This is a genomic window from Marinomonas spartinae, assembly GCF_016461715.1.
Taxonomy (GTDB): domain Bacteria; phylum Pseudomonadota; class Gammaproteobacteria; order Pseudomonadales; family Marinomonadaceae; genus Marinomonas; species Marinomonas spartinae_A.
The window spans coordinates 52,226-71,290 of the sequence record NZ_JAEMUI010000019.1 but is presented as its reverse complement, the minus strand read 5'-3'; the positions used below and the strand labels follow the sequence as shown (position 1 = coordinate 71,290).

Sequence of the window (19,065 nt, the reverse complement as noted above, 5' to 3'; positions counted from 1 at the left end):
CTAACCTGACAGTAACCTCACTTTGAATCGATACTGTGCCTGTCAGTTTAGGTCTGGGTTAAAGTCTTTTCTACCGAGATCGCTTTTCCATCAAGCAATGTGTCCAGTGACGTCCTTCCACAACACTTTTCCCCCGACGAGTTCGGTCATTATTGAATACGTCCAGATTTTTTTACAGTGTATCTAGACTCTCGTAGCGCTTTTTACGAAATCGGTGTTTTGGTTGTGTAGCGTTTGACAAAGGTGACTTTTCTGCAAGTACCAATAAAGGTCTGCTGATAAATTCTACCAACACCCTTTAGGTTCCTCACGTAAACATCGTCTTGAGAGCTCAGATAACCTGGGTGAGCCGTCTCTATCTCGCCACACGTCCTCAGTAAGATTGAGCAAAACCGCTTTGTGTTTAATGATAGGATTTTTAGTATGCAACACAGAGAGTTACCTTTTGTTCGTTTTGATTGAAGATTCGACATCTTTATCAAAACGGATAACTCTCTACTTTTCAGTAGAATTGCCAGATCAAGTCGAGACTAATACACCTATAGCCTAATGGCATAAATTAAAAATCCCTTGTTGAGATCAACAAGGGATTTTCATTAAAAGTTAATTAGTCGACCAGAAGCAGTACTAATTAAAGTTAAGCTACTGATGCTCGTGCACGAGCATGTTTGTCTTCTAATTCTGGCTTATCAGTTTTACAAATTTCAATATTGAACTCAACATCCAAATATTCGCTATCAAAGCCGTGGGCTTTGTCATTCAATGGTGTTGCCTCAACAACCAATTCATCTCGAGTCGCAAAAGCGAAGTCATCGTATGTATAGGCATCACCAGCCAAGTTAATCTGTGTGGTTAGATGCTTGAAGCCTGGTTTAGATACAAAGTAATGAATATGAGCGGGGCGGTTGCCATGACGACCAAGGCTCTGAAGCACTTTAATGGTATTACCTTCTGGTGGAACGCCGTAGCCGTTTGGCACGATACTACGAGCGCGGTAGCAACCTTGAGCATCCGTTATCACTTTACGACGTAGATTGAATTCGCTTTGTGTAGGGTCAAAATGAGAGTAACCGCCTTTAGAGTCAGCATGCCAAAGGTCGACAACAGCTCCCGCTACAGGGTTACCCTCTTCATCCAACACTTTACCGTGAAGCCACATGCCTTGACCCGGTGTTTTGCCATCATCCATACGTGCTTCACCTTCTGAGATTGGTGCATCCTGAACATATAGAGGGCCTTCAATGGTACGTGGTGTGCCACCCGCTAGGCCTGCTGCTTCATCTTTAGCATCTTCACGAATATCTAAGAAATGATCAAACCCTAAACCTGGCGCAAGCAAAACGGCTTCTTTAGTCGTACCAAGGTCATTTACATAATTCACGCACATCCAAAACTCATCTGGCGTAATATCTAGGTCTTCAATCATTTTGTAAAGATCAGAAACTAGGCGATAAATGATTTCTTTCATGCGAGGATTGCCTTGGTCTTTATCCAAGCCAGCCACTTTTTTCAATAACGTTTGTACTGCTTCTGTTTGAATTGTTTTAACAGTCATTTCAATCTCTCCGCTTCTATGTGCCATAACAGCACTTTTATTAAATGTTATTTTTGTTCTAAATAGTTAGCGCTATTTTATGGAAGATGGATGTTGACATAAGGCTGTCACTTCCATCGTCATAAAAGGATACAAAGGTAAGCCTGTGAGGACTTCATGCAAATGAGCATTGTCTTTGACATCAAATATACTCACATTTGAATACTGTCCAACGACACGCCATAAATGCAGCCAAATACCTGCTTTTTGTAATTCTTGTGAGTAATTCTTCTCCTTCAATTTGATCGCATCTGCCTCTGCAACCGGAAGGTCTTTAGGAATATTTACTGTCATTTCAACTTTAAAAAGCATGTTCATTTCCTCATGATTGTTTGCGTTGGTGCTGTATTATTTACGTCGATAAAGCGCCAGCTTTTCTTCGTCAATTTCAATACCCAAACCAGGTGAATCCGGAACATCCACACCATTGTTATGGTAACGAAGCGGCTGTTTAATGATGTCATCTTGTAAAAGAAGAGGACCAAACATTTCACTGCCCCAATGCAATTTCGGTAAAGTAGACCAAGCATGAATTGAAACCGCTGTACCAATAGAACCTTCTAGTAAAGTACCACCATATAATCCCATACCTGACGCAGATGAAACGGTAGCCGCATAAAGTGCTTCAATAGGTCCACCTGCTTTGGCAATTTTCAAAGCGATACCGCCATTAAAACCACGTTGAGCAAGCTGGAAAACATCTGAGGCATCAGCAACACCTTCATCGGCTAAAATAGGAATCGTAAATTTTTGCGATAATCGAACCAAGGCATCCCATTCTTTTGCTGGAGTTGGCTGTTCAACTAAATCCACACCGGCTTCTTGAAGCGCCGCCATACCTTTTGTTGCCGTTGATTCATCCCACGCTTGATTCACGTCGACTCGCACACTTGCACTATTGCCCAAGGCCGCTTTAATAGCAGCCACATGAGCCACGTCATCATTCACATGTCGGGAACCGATTTTAAGCTTGAAGTCGCAATGCCGACCGCTAGCGATAAGTGCTTTCGCTTCGGTAATATCTTTATCCGTATCACCCGATGCCAACACCCATAGACAGGGGATATGTTGGTGAATAGCGCCACCTAATAAAGTGGAAACAGGAACGCCTAAATGTTTTCCTTGCAAATCCAACAACGCGGTTTGCAAAGCCGATTTGGCAATCATATTGCCCCGTACAGACATGCTTAAACGTTGGATAAGTAGCTTTATGCTATGAAGTGGCTGATCGATAAGTAAAGGCGCAAGGTAGGTATCAATGTTCATTTTAATGCTTTCTGGGCTTTCAGGACCATAGGCCAAACCGCCAATAGTCGTGCCCTCGCCTAAGCCTTCACGACCTTGATCATCTTTGATACGAACAATCACCATGGTTTGCACGGCCATAGACGTCATAGATAATTTATGAGGGCGAATCGTGGGAATATCCACAAGCATTGTTTCAATATGAGTAATTTTCGATGTCATGCTAAGGTGCATCCGTTTATTGTTTTTTCCTACACTAGACTCACCCGAAACAGAGAACAAATATCAATTTAGTTCCTAGAGATACTTTTTAGGTATCGCTCAACAACTCTCTTGACAGACTGTGTACATTCGCAAACCATATTCGCAATGCAAACTATGATTCGCATTGCGAACTTTCTCTATACGACATTTCAAATTCAACCATAAAATAACATTAACCATTCATTGCTCAATAATGATTTGTACAGCAGACAATACAACTAATCGCTATTGAACAGTGATCTAATAAAAATAAGAGACCTCATTATGGAAGCAATAACCAATTTTTCCGTACGTATTGTGCAGCGCTTCTTACCAAGTGCTTTTGTACTCGCAGTGGTACTAACAGCCATCACCTTTCTATTAGGTATTGCTATTGCAGGCCAAAGTCCTATGGCAATGGTCGGTTACTGGGGTGATGGCTTCTCCAAATTATTTACTTTCGGTATGCAAATGGTTTTAGTCTTGTTGACTGGCTATGTTCTAGCAATGACACCCATCGTAAAAAATGCCTTAAATACTCTTGCAAAACAGGCTAGTACGCCTAAACAAGCTTTAGCCCTTACCATTCTGGTTAGTTTCGTTTGTTATTATCTAAACTGGGGCTTTGGTATGGTAGCTGGAGCGATTTTGGCAAGGGCCATGGGGCGCAGCGTAAAGGTACACTTTCCTCTCATTGTCGCCGCTGCTTATGGTGGCGAGCTAGTACGTGGCCCCTCCTCTTCCATTCCTTTAGTGATTGCAACACCTGGAAACTTCATGGAGAAATCCATCGGGATTATACCTGTCTCGCAAACACTTTATTCTGGCTGGAATATCGCGCTGACTATCGGACTTTTAGTGCTATTAATTGCCTTTTTCATGCTACAAAAACAACCAAAAGACATCGTTCTATTGGAAGATAAAGAGGATGATCGTATTGAAACGAAGGAGTTTCAGGGAAAAATGTGCTTTTCTGATTGGATCGAACACAGCCGACTACCTACTTTATTTTTAGGGTTACTAGCGGCAAGTTATTTAATCGCCAAGATCCTAAACGGTAGCTTTAGCATCAACTTAAACAGCATGATTTTAATCTTTCTCTCACTAGGGCTCCTGCTTCATAGGAACTCAGTCTCTTACCTGAATGCTACTGAATCAGCGGTAAAAGCGGGACGAGGCATCATTGTACAATTCCCACTCTATGCAGGCATAGCTGGCATGATGACCAAAGCTGGATTGGTTACTATTTTTTCTAATGCCATTATCTCAATCGCGACGGTCAAAACCTTTCCACTGCTTACCTTTTTATGTGCGGGCATTGTTAACTTCTTTATTCCATCTGGTGGTGGCCAATGGGCGATTCAAGGTCCCATTATGATGCAAGCCGCCTATGAGTTGGGGGCAGACCCAGCACAGACAATAATGGCATTTACATGGGGAGATGGCTGGACAAATCAAATTCAACCATTTTGGGCATTACCTTTGTTAGGCGTAGCAGGGCTTTCTGCACGAGACATCATGGGATATTTAGTCATTTGGCTAGGGATATCAGGCGTTGCGATTGCCACAACCTTTATGCTGATCATGTAAATATTGTTAGCAATAGAAAAGCGCCTTTCAAAATAGGCGCTTCAGGTTACTAATCAGCACTTTATTTGATATCGGCATAACACAACTTACCATCCACCTCCCGATTAACGTTTTCTGCATTACGAGTTACCTGTTTTTATCGTTATTATTTGCTGAATCAAATGATGTACAGTAAGTTGCTTTCTACCAATATAAATTAAGTTGTTAGTAATACTTTGGAGGTATGATGGAACTAAGACATCTGCGTTATTTTTGTGCGGTGGCAGAAGAGAAAAACCTCACTCGCGCGGCAGAAAAACTCTTTATTGCTCAACCGCCATTAACAAGGCAGATAAAGCAATTGGAAGACGATGTGGGAGCAAAACTTTTTGATCGTCACTCTCGAGGGTTAACACTGACGCCCGCAGGAGAATACTTCTGGGAACAAGCAAAGCAGCTGCTAGCAAAGGCTGATATGGTCATTGAAAATACTTGTAGAATAGCAGAAGAACAAAAGGCCGTTTTCAGCATTGGTTTTGTTCCATCCGTGTTTTATGGTCAATTACCCTCCCTCGTTAGGGACTTGCGTCAACAGACCAACGCGAATATTTTGATGCATGATTTAAAAACTGGTGAACAAATCGAGGCCTTAAAGACAGGTAAAATTGATATTGGTTTTGGTCGTTTAATCATTCCCGACGAGCAAGTAGAGCAAACTATCTTATTCCAAGAACCCTTATTGGTGGCATTGCATGTTGGTCACCCTCTGCTAAAAAAAGGGGAACCGACGCTGGAAGAGCTGGCGAAGATGCCGATGATTTTGTATCCAGCAAACAGAGCCACTACGCCTACCTTCGCGGATATTTGTACTTCATTGTTTACCAGCCGAGGGCTAACCACAAAAGTGACTCAACAAGTCAATGACCTCCAAACGGCACTAGGTTTAGTGGCTTCCGAAATGGGCTTTACTCTGGTGTCTGAACAAGTAAGACATTTTGGACGAGATGATGTGGTGTTCATTCCTTTACAAGATAAGTCCATCACCTGTCCAGTTATATTTAGCCGTCGAAAAGAACCCATGGATTCTATTACAACATTGGCCGTTAAAATTCTCAAAAACTTGGTTGAGAATCGTCAGAGCGGCTTATAACCATTGATTATGGCAAGGTTATTTTGTATGCAGGCGAATCTGTTCTGCTGCCTCCTGCAACACAGGTAAGTATTCTTCTATCAGGGTTTGATGACTTACCCGCGATGCATTGGTACTCAGATTAATGGCCCCCAGCAACGCGCCATCGAAAGTGAACGCAGCCACCGCTAAAGAGCGTAAGCCAAGATCCAATTCTTGATCCACTACACAATAGTTTTGTTCGCCGATCTGAACAAGCATTTGCTCAAAAGCAGACTTATCGACAATGCTATGTGGGGTATAGGCGTGAAGAGACACATTGTTGAGCCAGTCTTTTTGCTCTTCAAGTGGTAACGTTGCAACCAACATACGCCCCATAGAGGTATAAGCCGCAGGCAACCGTGTCCCAGCACTTAATGTTATCGACATCAAACGGTGGGCTGCTGGCGAACGCACCACATACATGATGTCTTGTTGATCCAACACAGCTAAAGATGAAGATTCACCCAGTCGCGCGGTAATGTCGTGTAGATAATGCTCAACCACATTGAGATGGTCGTTACTGACGTTATAAGCATAACTTAGTGCTAACACTTTGGGCGTTAACGTGAACTTCCGCCCTTCTCGCTTAATGTACCCAAGGGCATGCAAAGTCAGTAAAAAACGTCGGGCTTTGGCTCTATCCATACCAGTTTGCTCAGCCACTTCGGACAGCGTCATCTCTTTATGCTGCGGATCAAATGCCATAATGACATCCAATCCTGATGCCAATGCCCCGACATAATCACGATGATCCGGTGACAGTTTTTCCTCACTCATACCCTGTTTACTCATAGCCATTAATAATCCCGCCATTATTTATGATTCGTTACGGGCTCGCTAGAGGGAAGAGACTTTTCATCGTATTTTTTATCTAAATCAAGAGAAAAAAGACAAATACAAAATTTTAACTTGACCACTAATCTTGGATTGATTTATCTTGTTCGTATTGCAAACTTAAATTCGCATAACGAACAGGATACATTATGACTAAGTTTATGACACTGAAAGACGCTGTCGCGACCTATGTAAAAGATGGTGACACCATTTCGCTTGAAGGGTTTACTCACCTCATCCCTTTCGCGGCAGGGCATGAAATCATCCGTCAGAAAAGACGCAACCTATCTCTAATTCGTATGACTCCCGATCTAATTTATGACCAATTAGTGGGTGCTGGTTGCGTTCGGAAATTGACCTTCTCTTGGGGTGGAAACCCTGGTGTTGGCTCCCTTCACCGCGTTCGTGATGCGATAGAACATGATTACCCTTGCAAGCTAGAAACGGTTGAGCATAGCCATGCTGCTATGGCAAATGCCTATGAAGCCGGGGCTGCTGGCCTACCGCTGGCGGTGTTTCGTGGTTATGTGGGCAGTGAGTTACCCCTCGTCAATAAAGAGATAGCCACCATAACCTGCCCTTTTACAGGCGAGCAGTTGGCTGCCATTCCTGCCATTAGACCCGATGTGGGCATTATTCATGCTCAAAGAGCAGACCGCGCAGGCAATGTGCTTATCGAGGGGATTATTGGTGTGCAGAAAGAAGTTGTGCTGTCTGCCAAACGAAGCATTGTCACAGTAGAAGAAATTGTCGATGACTTAGATGTCACACCAAATGCCTGCGTTTTACCAGCCTGGACAATTGACGCAATTGCCGTCGCACCGGAAGGCGCAAAACCCTCTTATACGCTCGGCTATTACGACAGAGACAACAATTATTACAAACAATGGGATCACATCAGTCGCGATAGAGACAGCTTCAACCAATGGTTGGAATCCCATGTGTTTGGCCAAGGAGACGTTTAATATGACAACGCATCAAGATACCACTCAATACACTTCTTCTGAAATGATGACCATCACAGCGGCACGCGCTTTAAGCAATGACATGACTTGCTTTGTCGGAATTGGTTTACCTAGCGAAGCCGCCAACGTAGCACGTTTGACTCATGCACCTGATGTGACCTTGATCTACGAATCAGGCACCTTACAAACCAAACCGGATGTGTTGCCTTTGTCCATTGGCGATGGAGAACTGTGCGAATCCGCTCTCACCACCGTCTCTGTGCCAGAAATGTTCCGTTATTGGCTACAAGGTGGACACATCGATGTTGGCTTTTTAGGCACCGCGCAAATAGACCGTTTTGCTAATTTGAATACCACGGTCATTGCAGACAATCATCCTGAAAGCGGCAAAAACGGCGCACACAGTTATGCCAATCCAAAAGTTCGTTTGCCGGGTGGTGGTGGCGCCCCTGAAATATCCACCAACGCCAAAGAAGTCTTCATTACCGTTAAACACTCAAAACGTACCTTTGTAAAAGACGTAGACTTCATCACCACGATAGGTTTTGGTCGTGATGGTAAAGGCCGCGATAACTTACCGACTATTGGTCGTGGACCAAGTGTGGTGATTACGGATTTATGTATTTTAAAACCCGACCCAACAACCAAGGAACTGATTGTCACCAGCTTACACCCTGGTACAACAAAACAAGACGTTATTGAAGCGACAGGATGGGAAATTAAATTTGCCGACGCCCTTGAGACCACACCAGCACCAAACGAAAAAGAGCTGCAAGTATTACGCGAATTAAAAGCCCGAACAGAAAAAGCACACAGTGCACAGGAGGCAAAATGAGTTCTGTTTACATCTGTCATCCTAAACGCTCAGCCATTGGCCGTTACGCCGGATCTCTTGCGGCTGTTCGTCCAGACGACATGCTAGCGCAAGTCATTCAAGCAGTACTCAAAGATGCCCCAGACCTTGATCCAGCTACCATCGATGACGCTATTTTTGGCTGCGCCAATCAATCAGGTGAAGACAATCGTAACGTGGCACGCATGGCAACCCTCTTATCTGGTATGCCCTACAGCGTATCTGCGACGACTATAAACCGCTTATGTGGATCAGGGATGGACGCTGTTGGCGCCGCATTCCGAGCCATACAAGCGGGTGAAGCAGAATTGATGTTAGCCGGTGGTGTTGAATCCATGTCTCGTGCGCCGTTTGTTATGGGTAAACCCAGTGCCGCCTTCGATAGACAACAAAAATTAGAAGACACCACCATGGGCTGGCGTTTTATTAATCCCGTCTTAAAGTCCATGTATGGCACGGAATCCATGCCAGAAACGGCAGAGAATATTGCTGAACGCTACAAGATAGCTCGCGAACAGCAAGATGCATTCGCTTTACGCTCTCAACAAAAAGCCAAAGCAGCACAGGAAGAAGGCCGCTTTGCTGAAGAAATCGCCCCTATTACGATCCAGCCAAAACGTGGCAATCCAATAGTCGTCGATCAAGACGAACATTTACGTCCTAATACCACACTAGAAGATTTAGCAAAACTGAGAGCACCGTTTCGGGAAAATGGCTCAGTGACAGCAGGCAATGCATCCGGTATAAACGACGGTGCCGCTGCTATGTTGATTGCGAGTAAAGCGGCGGTCGAAAGCCATAAACTAGAGCCTCTCGCTAAAATCATCGGTATGGCAACGGCAGGAGTTGAACCAAGTGTAATGGGCATGGGACCAGTTCCCGCCGTACAAAAATTACTAAAACGTACAGGCCTTTCTCTCGACGATATGGATGTGATCGAATTAAATGAAGCTTTTGCCGTACAGGGGTTAGCTTGCATACAAGAACTGGGACTTTCACCAGAAGACGAACGCATTAACCCAAATGGTGGCGCGATTGCCCTCGGGCATCCATTAGGCATGTCAGGTGTTCGTCTATTACAATCTGCCGCTATGCAGTTAAAACGCACGGGTGGACGCTATGCAATGTGCACCATGTGTATTGGCGTCGGACAAGGCATTGCTATGCTGATCGAACGGAGCGATATTTAATGAAGAAGCTATTTTTTACACTTGAAGGCGACAGTAATAAGCCCACTATCGTGCTTGGTCACCCTTTGGGCATGAACAGTCGAGTTTGGGATGATGTTGTCCCAGAGTTATTGAAACAATTTCGAGTCGTTCGCTGGGATCTTCCGGGTCATGGGCTAAGCGCCCCCCTTGACCCCAGCGCTTGCCCGTTAACAGCAAATGCCTTGATCAACCCATTGATTGAAAAATGTGATGAACTTGGTATTAAACAATTTCACTATGTGGGAACCTCCATTGGCGGCATGATTGGCCAACAACTCGTGGCCCAATACCCTGAGCGTTTATTAAGTGCCACCTTAACCAACACGGGGGCAAAAATTGGCAGCAAAGAGGCGTGGCTAACTCGCCAAAAAGATGTCATGGCTCAGGGACTGGAGAGTATGGCGGCAACCTTAGTGTTACGCTGGTTTAGTGAAAACAGCGTGCAGACCGACCCGACGTTAGCAAGTTACTGGCAGGAACAACTCGCCAAGGTAGATGATTTTAGCTATGGCGAACTTTGTGCATGGCTTGGCAATATGGATCTCACCGATGAACTAGGGCCAACATCACTTCCGGTACAGTTAATCTGTGGTGAAAAAGACGTCGCCACCACACCGGAGCTGATGGAAACACTTGCTTCGTTACTTCAGGTTAACAAGCTAGAAATAATAGAGAAGATTGGCCATGTACCATCGGTAGAATCTCCTGTTCAATTTTTAGCTCTGCTTAAAAACTTTATTCATAAATGATATTTTTGTCGAATCAAGGGCATTCATCCTCATGCCCTTGATTCGATCACTACATGTTACTCACCGTGGCGAATAACACACCATTCACCACCGGATATTTTGAACATCAATAAAAAAACCACTTCATCTTAAGAACCACCAGCTTATTACTATCAGTACACTGTCTTGTCACAGACTACGGTGAAATTCGATACAATCCACAAAAGCCCCTTTGATCACCGCATAATCTTCATGGGTCTTTATTGGTAAAAAGCCGTTGTGCTGTAGGACTTTCTGCGAAGCGATATTATCAGCAGAGACATAGGCTATTAAGGTTTTTAGATTCAAGTAGGCGATTTGTGCGATCAACTCTTTTACAGCTTGTTTTGCAAGCCCTCGATTAATAAAGGCCTCTCCTATGCGATAGCCTAAATAAGCAGATCGATCCAACATGTCAATGTCCCTAAGGTTAAGCCGCCCTACGATCTCACCGCAATCATCCACTATCAGCATAGGGAGCATCTCTTGGCTTTGATACAAGGAGAGGTATTCAGCAATATGCTCCCTCAAACCATCGACGCTATAAAACGCTGCGGATCTCGGATCTATATAGGATTCAAACCATCGCTTATTGTCTATTTCAAAGGACAACAAGCGATGTACATCGGCTTCAGATAACAAACGTAGTACCATAGACTCTTACCTAAATTTAACCTTTAGAACATGCCTCTAAAAATACGTCGTTTTTATCGATCCCTCTTCACAGTGTATTACCTAGGTATTCATAAGGAACAGTAAAACATTTAGGCGCGGATGTAAGACCAACCTTTTAACTGCTGTTGTGCTAGGTACTGAACGGCAGCATCCACTTCCTTAACCTGAGGTTGGGCAGTCAGTCCCTGAGCTCGCAAGCTATTACGACAAAGCACCAATCGACTTAGAATATCTTCGTCATTCAAGGTGACAGCCAATGACATAGCAGGGCCATTTACGACGATTTCAACTTGAGCATCCGGTTCTAATTTAAGCAAATTACGAGCGTTGTTCTGCGCTCGCTTCAAAGCATCCACAGTTGGTGCGTGGATCAATAACTGAGTGACTGCCATCACGGTATCCTTCTAAAATGAAAGTGTCTTTCTAAAATTAAAGTGTATTCGCGATATCTTGAGCCAATTTTTGTAGCGCATCGGAACCTCGGCGACGAGGACGAGGCAGTTCAATACGTTGATCTAATACAATTTTTGCAGGCGAGCCAGATAACACGACCACTCGATCTGCTAAATATACAGCTTCTTCAATGTCATGGGTGATAAACATCACCGCTTTACGTGTTTTTTCCCAAATTGCCAACAACTGATCTTGCAAATGTTGACGGGTGATAGCATCTACCGCACTGAACGGCTCATCCATTAATAACAAATGAGGTTTGACTGCTAATGCTCTGGCAATCCCACCACGCTGAACTTGCCCACCTGATAATTGATGCGGCCAACGATCCGCCAGCTCTTCCAGTCGAGCCAGTTTTAGCACATCATCCACTCGGGCACGCTTTTCTTCTGTCGTCAGATTAAGTCCTTTTAGGCCATAAGCAACATTACTGCGTAATCGACGCCAAGGCATCAAGCGACCATCTTGAAACACAATACCGCGAGAACGTCGGGTATCATTCTCCTCAACATTGAGTGAGATAGTGCCGTGGCTCGCCTTAGCAAGGCCCGCTACACAACGAAGCAGCGTCGATTTACCAACACCAGAGCCCCCCACTACCGCAATGAATTCATCTTTTTCGACCCGCAGATCCAAATCAGTAAATACAGGGTTTGGATTGTTACCATAGTGATAACTCAGACGATCAATATTTAGGATGGGCGCCATTTCAACACTCGCTTTTCAATCAAACCAAACAATGTATCGCTCAGGGTGTAAACCAGAGAAATAACCAGCATGTAAACCACAACAACATTGTAAGCCCCGACACCAGCAGCCGAATTCATTTCCTGCCCCATACCGGGAACCCCCAGCAATTCAGCAGCGATTAACGTCATCCAGGCTTGTCCAATACCGGTTCGAATACCAGAGAAAATACCGGTTGCGGCACCAGGCAAGGTTACTTGAAGCGCTTGCCGTAAATGACCATTTTGACCAAACGCATTGGCCAATTCATAAAAACGAGGGTCCACATTACGTACCGCTGAATACGTTGCAAAGTAGTTCACCCAGAACACGCCAATGGCAATAACAAACGCCGCCCCTGCATGGCTAACTTTGAACCAGGCAATAGCAAAGACAACCCAAGCCAATGGAGGAATCGGCCGTAGAATACGTGCCAGCCAAGCATGCAACGCGTCTAGCAACAATGAGGATGCTGTTAAGGTGCCCACCATGAAGCCAAGAAACGTGCCAATTGCCAACCCCCAACTGTAGTGAATCAAGCTAGAAAGTACCGCCGGCAGCAAACGCCCAGAGGTCCACTCATCGGCCAACGCTTGTGGTAAACTAAACGGATCTGGTATCGTCCCTGGTGCCGCCCAACCTGCTGATTGAGCGTATTTCCATAACATGACAAATGCCGCGACTCCGATAAATCCCAGCAAGGCACGCCCCCATCGAGAGCGTGTTAAAGAGTCAGTCTTTAATACCATGAGGGAACCATTACTCCTTAGTTAACTCGTTATAGAAGCTAACATCAAACAAGGCTTTAAGATTCAAATTCGCCTTAAGCGTGCCTTGACTAGCTTGAAAATCACGCATGGTACGAGTGCCATCGATGATGGTATTTGGATCGGCTTGGAAATGATCCGCAGAGTTCTTTAAGGCAGTTAACACAATGTTTTCCGGTAGACGGCCACCACCGACATATTTGCCAACGGCTTTTTCAGCCTTCTCTGGATGATTGCGTAATTCGTTGGTTGCCGCTATGTGTGCTTTCACCAAAGCTTTCACCACTTCAGGATGCTGCTTAATCAAAGATTCACGCACAACCAATACAGCTCCAGGTTGGTGAGGAAACATAGCAGAGCCAGACGCCACAACTTTCGCATCCGGCCTACGATCAAGTACGATGCTAACCACAGGCTCCAAAATCGCCGCTCCGTCTACCGCATCTGTCATCAGTGACTGTTGAACCTGAGCAGTACCTTGGTAAATAATATCAATGTTGGCGTTAATCTCATCACGACTCATACCCAACTGTTTTTGCAACCAGTACTGCAGCACGGTTTCTGGAACAGACCCTCGAGGGAAGGTAGAAATAACCGCTTTACGACCAGTCGCCGCCTTGAAACGAGCAAATGCCGTTTTGGCATCGCCGTTTTTAAAATAAGGCGCCAACTTGCCCAAGGCGACCATACTGATCTGTTCAACAATATCAGAAGCAACTACTTTGATATCCGCCCCTTTGGCACGTGCGACCATCGCTGGCCCAATACCAAGATACGCAACGTCCAACTGTCCAGCCAAAAGTGCTTGTACAATCGCGGGGCCATTTTGAAATTGATACAACTTAGGGTCACTAACACCAGCCTTCTTTAAGGCATCACTTTCCAAAACGACAAACGCTTGGGAGACCGGAATAATCGGCATATAGCCAATTTCGAGGGACTTGACAGCGGCGGACACCAAACTACTCCAGCCACACAACACCAAAGCAATCAGAGTCACTAATCGACACATGGACGCTCTCCAGATAATTAAGATTTGGCTGTGGATTATATATAAACTAAAAGAATATTAAAAATGAAATAAAGATCATTTTGAACTAAAGAGCATTAAAAGCAGCTAAGACAGGCCAAAATGCAAACAATATATATAAATATCAATTAGATAGAATTTTTTAGGCATCTGCTCACACTCAGCAAGAAATGACTACAGTCGATATCCCTGAGGGTTTTGTCACAATAAAAATTAAGCATACTGACCAGCACAAAATCCGCTGGCCCACGCCCACTGGAAATTATAGCCACCGAGCCATCCTGTAACATCGAGCACTTCCCCTATAAAATACAGCCCTTTTTGTTTTTGTGACTCAAAGGTTTTGGATGACACCTCATTAGTGTTCACACCACCCAACGTCACTTCGGCGGTGCGGTAGCCTTCGGTACCATTGGGTGCAATATCAAAATTCGACAGATACTGGAACAAACTGTCGATTTGATCATTGGAAGTTTGTGCACTGCGTTCATTCAACCAAGGGAACTCAGTTTTTATCAACTCCACCAACCGTTTTGGCAATAAGTTCGATAAAACACCTTCGTAGCTTTTCTTTGGTGTGTTTTGGCGGACAGCAAGTAAACCATCTAACGATAAACTTGGGGCGATATTAATGCTTAGCGCCTCGCCGGGTTGCCAGAAGTTGGTAATTTGCAGAATCGATGGGCCACTCACGCCGCGATGTGTGAATAGCATAGGTTCTTGAAAAGTGATGCCGTTGGCGGTGGCCGTAATATCACAGGCGATGCCGGACAATTCGGCAAATTGTGCTTTGCGTTCTGGCTGTACAGTAATTGGTACTAAACTCGCCCTAGTAGGCAGAATATCATGGCCTACTTGTTTGGCAATCTCATAACCAAATCCCGTCGCCCCCATAGTGGGAATGGACAAGCCCCCTGTCGCAATTACCAAAGAATCACACGTGATATCACCTTGATTGGTTTTAAGTACCGTATATCCGTCTTGGAAATCGATATGATGGATTTTAGTATTGAGCTTAAGCTCTGCGCCAGACCACTCTAGTTCGGTCAGTAAGATCGCTAGCAAGTCTTTTGCAGAATGTTCACAAAATAACTGCCCTGGAGTCTTTTCCACATAATCCAGACCATGACGGTCAACTAGATCGACAAAATCTTGTGACGAAAAACGACGTAACGCCGAAATACAAAAATGTGGGTTGTCAGATAAGAAATGCTTGGGGGCGGCATCCATATTGGTAAAGTTACAACGACCACCGCCTGACATAAGGATTTTTTTTCCTGCTTTATTGGCGTGATCTAGGAGCAAAACACGTTTACCACGATACGCTGCCGTCGCGGCACACATTAACCCTGACGCCCCTGCTCCAATGATCACTACATCTCGTTTATCCACACTCAGCCTCACTCATTTTTATTGGCCTGCATTATAAAGATTGGCCTTAATATTGCCATTAAATCTGCATTTCGTGGAAAAATTGCTCTTTTCCTGACCACGTAATCAAAAACGAATCAGCCTATTTTTATTGTCCACAGAATCCGTGAAGAAGGCTGTGGGAATCATCAATAATTATTTGTTATTCAACAACTTACTCAAAATCAAACATTATTTTAAGAAATTTTATTTCTTTTGATTTATCAAGGGTGTTGCATTAATTCGGATAATTTTTGAACGAAATATCACTTAATAGTATACATCTTTACTGTTTTTATATACAGTACTGTATAAACAAACAGTAATTTGACTTATTGAGGTTGTGGATATGATTGGCATCGCAAAACCAAGACGCTACTTTAATCAACTCATCATTGGCACTTTAGCCCTACTCGCACTCTATGCACCGACAAAGGATCTAGTCTCTTATATTAATGGACTGTTTCAACACCAAAATATCGAGATAGTCGAAGCCTCATTTGGTGCGAACATGCCCTGGCAAACCCAAGGGATGAGCTATGTAAAAGTCTCCCAAGAGATCAGACCTAGCTTTTCCAAATCTCAGATTATTTATACTCGATTGCGTTTAGATAACCCGACCTCGCAACCACAAACCTATCGCAAGATTTGGCTCAACTTTAATCATAACAATGGCTCTCGGGAATACACGACGGATTACACCTTATATAATGCAGAAACCCGTCAACGACTCATCGGCCAAAGTGTACAAGTAGGACCACACTCCAGTGTTGATGTCATCGCAGCATATCGCTTTATTCCAAGTTATCGTCAGCAAGTTCCTTCTTCCATGAGTGTCTCTTGGGAAGGAAAAGACCTTATACGCGAAAATGCCTGCTCTTATGATTTAAAAAACTTAATGACGAACAATTTTCATACCCAGTGTAGTCAGTAGAGGCTTTTCTGACTGTTTAGACCTTTAACAAGAGAGGACTTTCCAAGCTCTCTCTTATGATCCTTCCCTAGTCATATAGATTCTGAGGCATACTGACGATAGCCAGTAGTAAAAACAAATATTGGCAAAGCACTAATCGCTTGGTTTTCAATGTCAATCACACAAAGCTCTTCCCCTAAAGCCCTCATCATAGGGAAATACCATTCATTACAGGCATAGTTTCTAAAAAATACAGTTATAAACAAAAAACATGATAGTCATTAGACTCTTTTTTCGGTAGCCTCTAATCTTATTTAGTAAATCCTTCCATCTGTGTATGAAGTTAATCGATGTTAATTGACTTTTTGAAAGCTTTTTTTTTAATTGAACCCGAAAAACAGCACCAGCATAGCAAGATAACGTTTCAGCAGAGTGCCCTTAAAATCCTGATCGTTGTGACACTACTAGTGTTCTTGTTTGTTGAAATAAACAGTCTGCTTATTCCGGAGTTTGAAGGAAAAGCGTTTTTTCTTACCATCAATAGCAGCTATTTAGCCATTTTAATTGGGCTTTTAGTATATTGTCGTCGCTATACTTTCACTGTTTCAGTACTTTTTTTAATCATTATGATGACCACTGGCATCTTGCTTATAACGACGACCACTAACAATAATGCCGTTAAGTTCGGACTGCTTTCACTGTACTCCTTGCCCCTAATAACTCGTTTATTCTTTAATTTTCGTACGACATTAGCTATCAGCATTGCCAATATTGCTTCTTTTTACCTTGTTGTACACGCGTCACGCTCTTTAGAACAAACGAGCGATGCCATGCTACCCGAATTTACTTCGTTTTATTTTCAACTGCTTACCTTTGTAACACTAAATTTTGGCTTACCCTTTGCTGTGTCGCGAATGGTGTATACGCTTGAAAGTAATACCACGCATTTAGAATCCTTGTATCGCAAACTCAATCGTAACAACACACTATATGAAGAGATTTTCGAGCATACAGGAACACCAACAATGCTCTGCAATAAGGCTGGAAAAATTTTAAAAGTGAACGAACTGGCAAGACAGCTACTTTGCAGCTCAGAAAGCCAGCAAAACAAAATTGAAAACAGTCAGGTACAACACTGGCTGACGCCCACCGAAGACCGATCGGAACGCTACTTTTGGCAATCGAACACGCGGGAATGTTCGCTAAAAGCAAATCCTAGTACGCTGATTGAAATGCATAGAGTCAGCCTGACGAATCATGGTCACTATATCTTGCATTTACAAGATATTTCACAGATCAAAGCCTTAAAACAACAACTGGAAAGCTCCCAACAAACCAACTCCCGATTAACGAATTTTGATACACTCACCCTGCTACCCAATGTGAAGTACTTTTGTCAGCAGGTGAATAACAAACTAACTGCGGAAAGGGCTCATTATTCTGGTGCTATGATCATTATACGCATTAGTCAGTTTAAGTTGCTTAATAAGCAATATGGTAAAGACAATGCCAACCGTCTCATCTTAAGTTTCGCCAAAATCCTCAAAAACAAGCTCTCTGATCAAACCTTTATCTGTCGTCTTCGAGGCGTGAAGTTCGCCTGTTTTGTCCCCCTTGGGCAAACCTATTTAATCAAACGCAATCTATCCGCCCTGATTAAGTCCACCCTACCCGATCAAATAAAAATGGATGGCAATCTATTAAATATGGATTATCAAGTAGGTGTTTCTTATTACCAAACAGATGGAAAAAGTGCGGAAGAATTGCTTGATCGCTGTGAAATGGCTTTGGAATACTCATCCAGTGCTGAGCGTATTTCTTATTACAACAACCAGCTTGAAGACAAATTAGTAGAAGAACATCAGCTTGGGCTTGAATTAAGCAACGCCATAAAATGCAACAACATTGTTTTATGGTTACAACCTCAAGTTGGACAGGACGGTTATATCTGCTCATTTGAAGCACTTGCTCGTTGGCAGAAAGCAGATGGTTCCTTTGTTTCCCCTATGGCATTTATCTATTTAGCAGAAAAGCTGGGGCTTTTACCCACGCTTGCAGAAAACTTACTTCGCTCTCTCATCCCGATTTTATCGGAATGGCACAAAGAAAAGATCTATACGCCTGTTGCCTTCAATTTAGCGGGTCAAGAGTTGATGAACGATGTATTTTTTGCCCATTTAATGTCCTTATCTGCAGACCATCCTTGGCTAGGCAAAATGCTTGAATTAGAAATTACGGAAACCAGCTCTGTTATGACCCACCCGATTGTTCACAAGCGTCTCAAAGCCCTATCGCAATATGGCTTTATCATTGCTATTGATGATTTTGGTACGGGTCTCGCTTCATTAGGACAATTAATTGATATCCCCGCAAAAATCTTGAAAATAGACCGACGCTTTGTATCACCTTTGCCTGACGACCAACGCCACCTAGATATTGTTAAGTCAACCATTCAACTTGCTCAATCGCTTAACATGAAAGTCATCGCAGAGGGAATAGAAAGCAAAGAGCAAGCGGACACACTCATCAGCTTAGGCTGCCATATTATGCAAGGCTACTATTTTGGCAAGCCAGCTCCCATGACAGAATGGACAGAAAACAATCACGCCAAAGCAAAGCACTTACGACTAGTTCGCTAA

At 43.7% G+C, this 19,065-nt stretch carries 18 protein-coding genes and 1 pseudogene; 8 read left to right on the top strand and 11 right to left on the bottom strand.

What is annotated here, in order from left to right; translation table 11 throughout:
* Positions 1 to 206: 206 nt before the first annotated feature.
* The 4 genes and pseudogenes from JHD45_RS22635 to JHD45_RS16715 form a co-directional block, all read right to left on the bottom strand.
* Positions 207 to 368: pseudogene (locus tag JHD45_RS22635) on the bottom strand (IS481 family transposase); the annotation flags it as partial.
* A gap of 269 nt (positions 369 to 637) precedes the next feature.
* Complete coding sequence (catA, locus tag JHD45_RS16725) at positions 638 to 1,555, bottom strand: catechol 1,2-dioxygenase (protein WP_199477640.1); 918 nt, start codon at positions 1,553 to 1,555, stop codon at positions 638 to 640.
* Between the two features lie 72 nt (positions 1,556 to 1,627).
* Positions 1,628 to 1,906, bottom strand: a complete 279-nt coding sequence (gene catC, locus JHD45_RS16720) for a muconolactone Delta-isomerase (RefSeq protein WP_199477639.1) — start codon at positions 1,904 to 1,906, stop codon at positions 1,628 to 1,630.
* A gap of 36 nt (positions 1,907 to 1,942) precedes the next feature.
* Positions 1,943 to 3,061: a muconate/chloromuconate family cycloisomerase gene (locus tag JHD45_RS16715; RefSeq protein ID WP_199477638.1), complete on the bottom strand. Its 1,119-nt coding sequence runs from the start codon at positions 3,059 to 3,061 to the stop codon at positions 1,943 to 1,945.
* A 306-nt stretch (positions 3,062 to 3,367) separates the two neighbouring features.
* On the opposite strand from JHD45_RS16715, the gene JHD45_RS16710 reads away from it, so the two are divergent.
* Together JHD45_RS16710 and JHD45_RS16705 are read left to right on the top strand one after the other, a co-directional pair.
* On the top strand, positions 3,368 to 4,672 hold the full coding sequence (locus JHD45_RS16710; RefSeq protein WP_199477637.1) for a short-chain fatty acid transporter: 1,305 nt from the start codon (positions 3,368 to 3,370) through the stop codon (positions 4,670 to 4,672).
* 226 nt (positions 4,673 to 4,898) lie between these two features.
* The gene (locus tag JHD45_RS16705) at positions 4,899 to 5,801 is read left to right on the top strand and encodes a LysR family transcriptional regulator (RefSeq protein WP_199477671.1); all 903 of its coding nucleotides are present in this window, start codon (positions 4,899 to 4,901) and stop codon (positions 5,799 to 5,801) included.
* Positions 5,802 to 5,819: 18 nt separating this feature from the next.
* Here the strand turns inward: JHD45_RS16705 and JHD45_RS16700 are convergent, their stop codons facing one another.
* Positions 5,820 to 6,620 (bottom strand): IclR family transcriptional regulator domain-containing protein, encoded by an 801-nt coding sequence (locus JHD45_RS16700; RefSeq protein WP_233407887.1) that lies wholly within the window; start codon positions 6,618 to 6,620, stop codon positions 5,820 to 5,822.
* 185 nt (positions 6,621 to 6,805) lie between these two features.
* Here JHD45_RS16700 and JHD45_RS16695 point away from each other — a divergent pair, with 185 nt between their 5' ends.
* From JHD45_RS16695 to JHD45_RS16680, 4 genes are read left to right on the top strand one after another with little or no spacing between them, the layout of a single operon-like run.
* Positions 6,806 to 7,621, top strand: a complete 816-nt coding sequence (locus JHD45_RS16695) for a CoA transferase subunit A (RefSeq protein ID WP_199477636.1) — start codon at positions 6,806 to 6,808, stop codon at positions 7,619 to 7,621.
* Position 7,622: 1 nt separating this feature from the next.
* Positions 7,623 to 8,456 carry a CoA-transferase subunit beta gene (locus JHD45_RS16690; RefSeq protein ID WP_199477635.1) on the top strand — a complete coding sequence of 278 codons (834 nt, stop codon included), beginning with the start codon at positions 7,623 to 7,625 and terminating at the stop codon, positions 8,454 to 8,456.
* Complete coding sequence (gene pcaF, locus JHD45_RS16685) at positions 8,453 to 9,664, top strand: 3-oxoadipyl-CoA thiolase (RefSeq protein WP_199477634.1); 1,212 nt, start codon at positions 8,453 to 8,455, stop codon at positions 9,662 to 9,664. The genes JHD45_RS16690 and pcaF overlap by 4 nt, the downstream gene beginning before the upstream one ends.
* Positions 9,664 to 10,434, top strand: a complete 771-nt coding sequence (locus tag JHD45_RS16680; protein ID WP_199477633.1) for an alpha/beta fold hydrolase — start codon at positions 9,664 to 9,666, stop codon at positions 10,432 to 10,434. The genes pcaF and JHD45_RS16680 overlap by 1 nt, the downstream gene beginning before the upstream one ends.
* Before the next feature lie 168 nt (positions 10,435 to 10,602).
* Here JHD45_RS16680 and JHD45_RS16675 read toward each other — a convergent pair whose 3' ends face one another.
* The 6 genes from JHD45_RS16675 to JHD45_RS16650 all read right to left on the bottom strand — a co-directional run bounded on the left by JHD45_RS16675 (position 10,603) and on the right by JHD45_RS16650 (position 15,495).
* Complete coding sequence (locus JHD45_RS16675; RefSeq protein WP_199477632.1) at positions 10,603 to 11,106, bottom strand: GNAT family N-acetyltransferase; 504 nt, start codon at positions 11,104 to 11,106, stop codon at positions 10,603 to 10,605.
* A 110-nt stretch (positions 11,107 to 11,216) separates the two neighbouring features.
* On the bottom strand, positions 11,217 to 11,519 hold the full coding sequence (locus JHD45_RS16670; RefSeq protein WP_199477631.1) for a hypothetical protein: 303 nt from the start codon (positions 11,517 to 11,519) through the stop codon (positions 11,217 to 11,219).
* 37 nt (positions 11,520 to 11,556) lie between these two features.
* Positions 11,557 to 12,288 (bottom strand): ABC transporter ATP-binding protein, encoded by a 732-nt coding sequence (locus JHD45_RS16665; protein ID WP_199477630.1) that lies wholly within the window; start codon positions 12,286 to 12,288, stop codon positions 11,557 to 11,559.
* Positions 12,273 to 13,055, bottom strand: coding sequence for an ABC transporter permease (locus JHD45_RS16660; RefSeq protein ID WP_199477629.1), 783 nt, complete (start codon positions 13,053 to 13,055; stop codon positions 12,273 to 12,275). The genes JHD45_RS16665 and JHD45_RS16660 overlap by 16 nt, the downstream gene beginning before the upstream one ends.
* A 10-nt stretch (positions 13,056 to 13,065) precedes the next feature.
* The gene (locus JHD45_RS16655) at positions 13,066 to 14,085 is read right to left on the bottom strand and encodes an ABC transporter substrate-binding protein (protein WP_199477628.1); all 1,020 of its coding nucleotides are present in this window, start codon (positions 14,083 to 14,085) and stop codon (positions 13,066 to 13,068) included.
* A 231-nt stretch (positions 14,086 to 14,316) separates the two neighbouring features.
* Positions 14,317 to 15,495 carry an NAD(P)/FAD-dependent oxidoreductase gene (locus JHD45_RS16650; RefSeq protein ID WP_199477627.1) on the bottom strand — a complete coding sequence of 393 codons (1,179 nt, stop codon included), beginning with the start codon at positions 15,493 to 15,495 and terminating at the stop codon, positions 14,317 to 14,319.
* A gap of 367 nt (positions 15,496 to 15,862) precedes the next feature.
* On the opposite strand from JHD45_RS16650, the gene JHD45_RS16645 reads away from it, so the two are divergent.
* Together JHD45_RS16645 and JHD45_RS16640 are read left to right on the top strand one after the other, a co-directional pair.
* Positions 15,863 to 16,447: a hypothetical protein gene (locus tag JHD45_RS16645; RefSeq protein ID WP_199477626.1), complete on the top strand. Its 585-nt coding sequence runs from the start codon at positions 15,863 to 15,865 to the stop codon at positions 16,445 to 16,447.
* Between the two features lie 329 nt (positions 16,448 to 16,776).
* Entirely contained in the window at positions 16,777 to 19,065 is a 2,289-nt protein-coding gene (locus JHD45_RS16640) for a GGDEF domain-containing phosphodiesterase (protein ID WP_199477625.1), read from the top strand.

Excerpts from the sequence above, each read along its gene's own strand:
- JHD45_RS16690 (WP_199477635.1), top strand. The coding sequence starts at position 7,623 with ATGACAACGCATCAAGATACCACTCAATACACTTCTTCTGAAATGATG.
- JHD45_RS16640 (WP_199477625.1), top strand. The coding sequence starts at position 16,777 with ATGTTAATTGACTTTTTGAAAGCTTTTTTTTTAATTGAACCCGAAAAA.
- pcaF (WP_199477634.1), top strand. The coding sequence starts at position 8,453 with ATGAGTTCTGTTTACATCTGTCATCCTAAACGCTCAGCCATTGGCCGT.
- JHD45_RS16655 (WP_199477628.1), bottom strand. The coding sequence starts at position 14,085 with ATGTGTCGATTAGTGACTCTGATTGCTTTGGTGTTGTGTGGCTGGAGT.
- JHD45_RS16705 (WP_199477671.1), top strand. The coding sequence starts at position 4,899 with ATGGAACTAAGACATCTGCGTTATTTTTGTGCGGTGGCAGAAGAGAAA.
- JHD45_RS16715 (WP_199477638.1), bottom strand. The coding sequence starts at position 3,061 with ATGACATCGAAAATTACTCATATTGAAACAATGCTTGTGGATATTCCC.
- JHD45_RS16660 (WP_199477629.1), bottom strand. The coding sequence starts at position 13,055 with ATGGTATTAAAGACTGACTCTTTAACACGCTCTCGATGGGGGCGTGCC.
- catC (WP_199477639.1), bottom strand. The coding sequence starts at position 1,906 with ATGCTTTTTAAAGTTGAAATGACAGTAAATATTCCTAAAGACCTTCCG.
- JHD45_RS16680 (WP_199477633.1), top strand. The coding sequence starts at position 9,664 with ATGAAGAAGCTATTTTTTACACTTGAAGGCGACAGTAATAAGCCCACT.
- catA (WP_199477640.1), bottom strand. The coding sequence starts at position 1,555 with ATGACTGTTAAAACAATTCAAACAGAAGCAGTACAAACGTTATTGAAA.
- JHD45_RS16675 (WP_199477632.1), bottom strand. The coding sequence starts at position 11,106 with ATGGTACTACGTTTGTTATCTGAAGCCGATGTACATCGCTTGTTGTCC.
- JHD45_RS16695 (WP_199477636.1), top strand. The coding sequence starts at position 6,806 with ATGACTAAGTTTATGACACTGAAAGACGCTGTCGCGACCTATGTAAAA.
- JHD45_RS16700 (WP_233407887.1), bottom strand. The coding sequence starts at position 6,620 with ATGGCTATGAGTAAACAGGGTATGAGTGAGGAAAAACTGTCACCGGAT.
- JHD45_RS16670 (WP_199477631.1), bottom strand. The coding sequence starts at position 11,519 with ATGGCAGTCACTCAGTTATTGATCCACGCACCAACTGTGGATGCTTTG.
- JHD45_RS16645 (WP_199477626.1), top strand. The coding sequence starts at position 15,863 with ATGATTGGCATCGCAAAACCAAGACGCTACTTTAATCAACTCATCATT.
- JHD45_RS16710 (WP_199477637.1), top strand. The coding sequence starts at position 3,368 with ATGGAAGCAATAACCAATTTTTCCGTACGTATTGTGCAGCGCTTCTTA.
- JHD45_RS16665 (WP_199477630.1), bottom strand. The coding sequence starts at position 12,288 with ATGGCGCCCATCCTAAATATTGATCGTCTGAGTTATCACTATGGTAAC.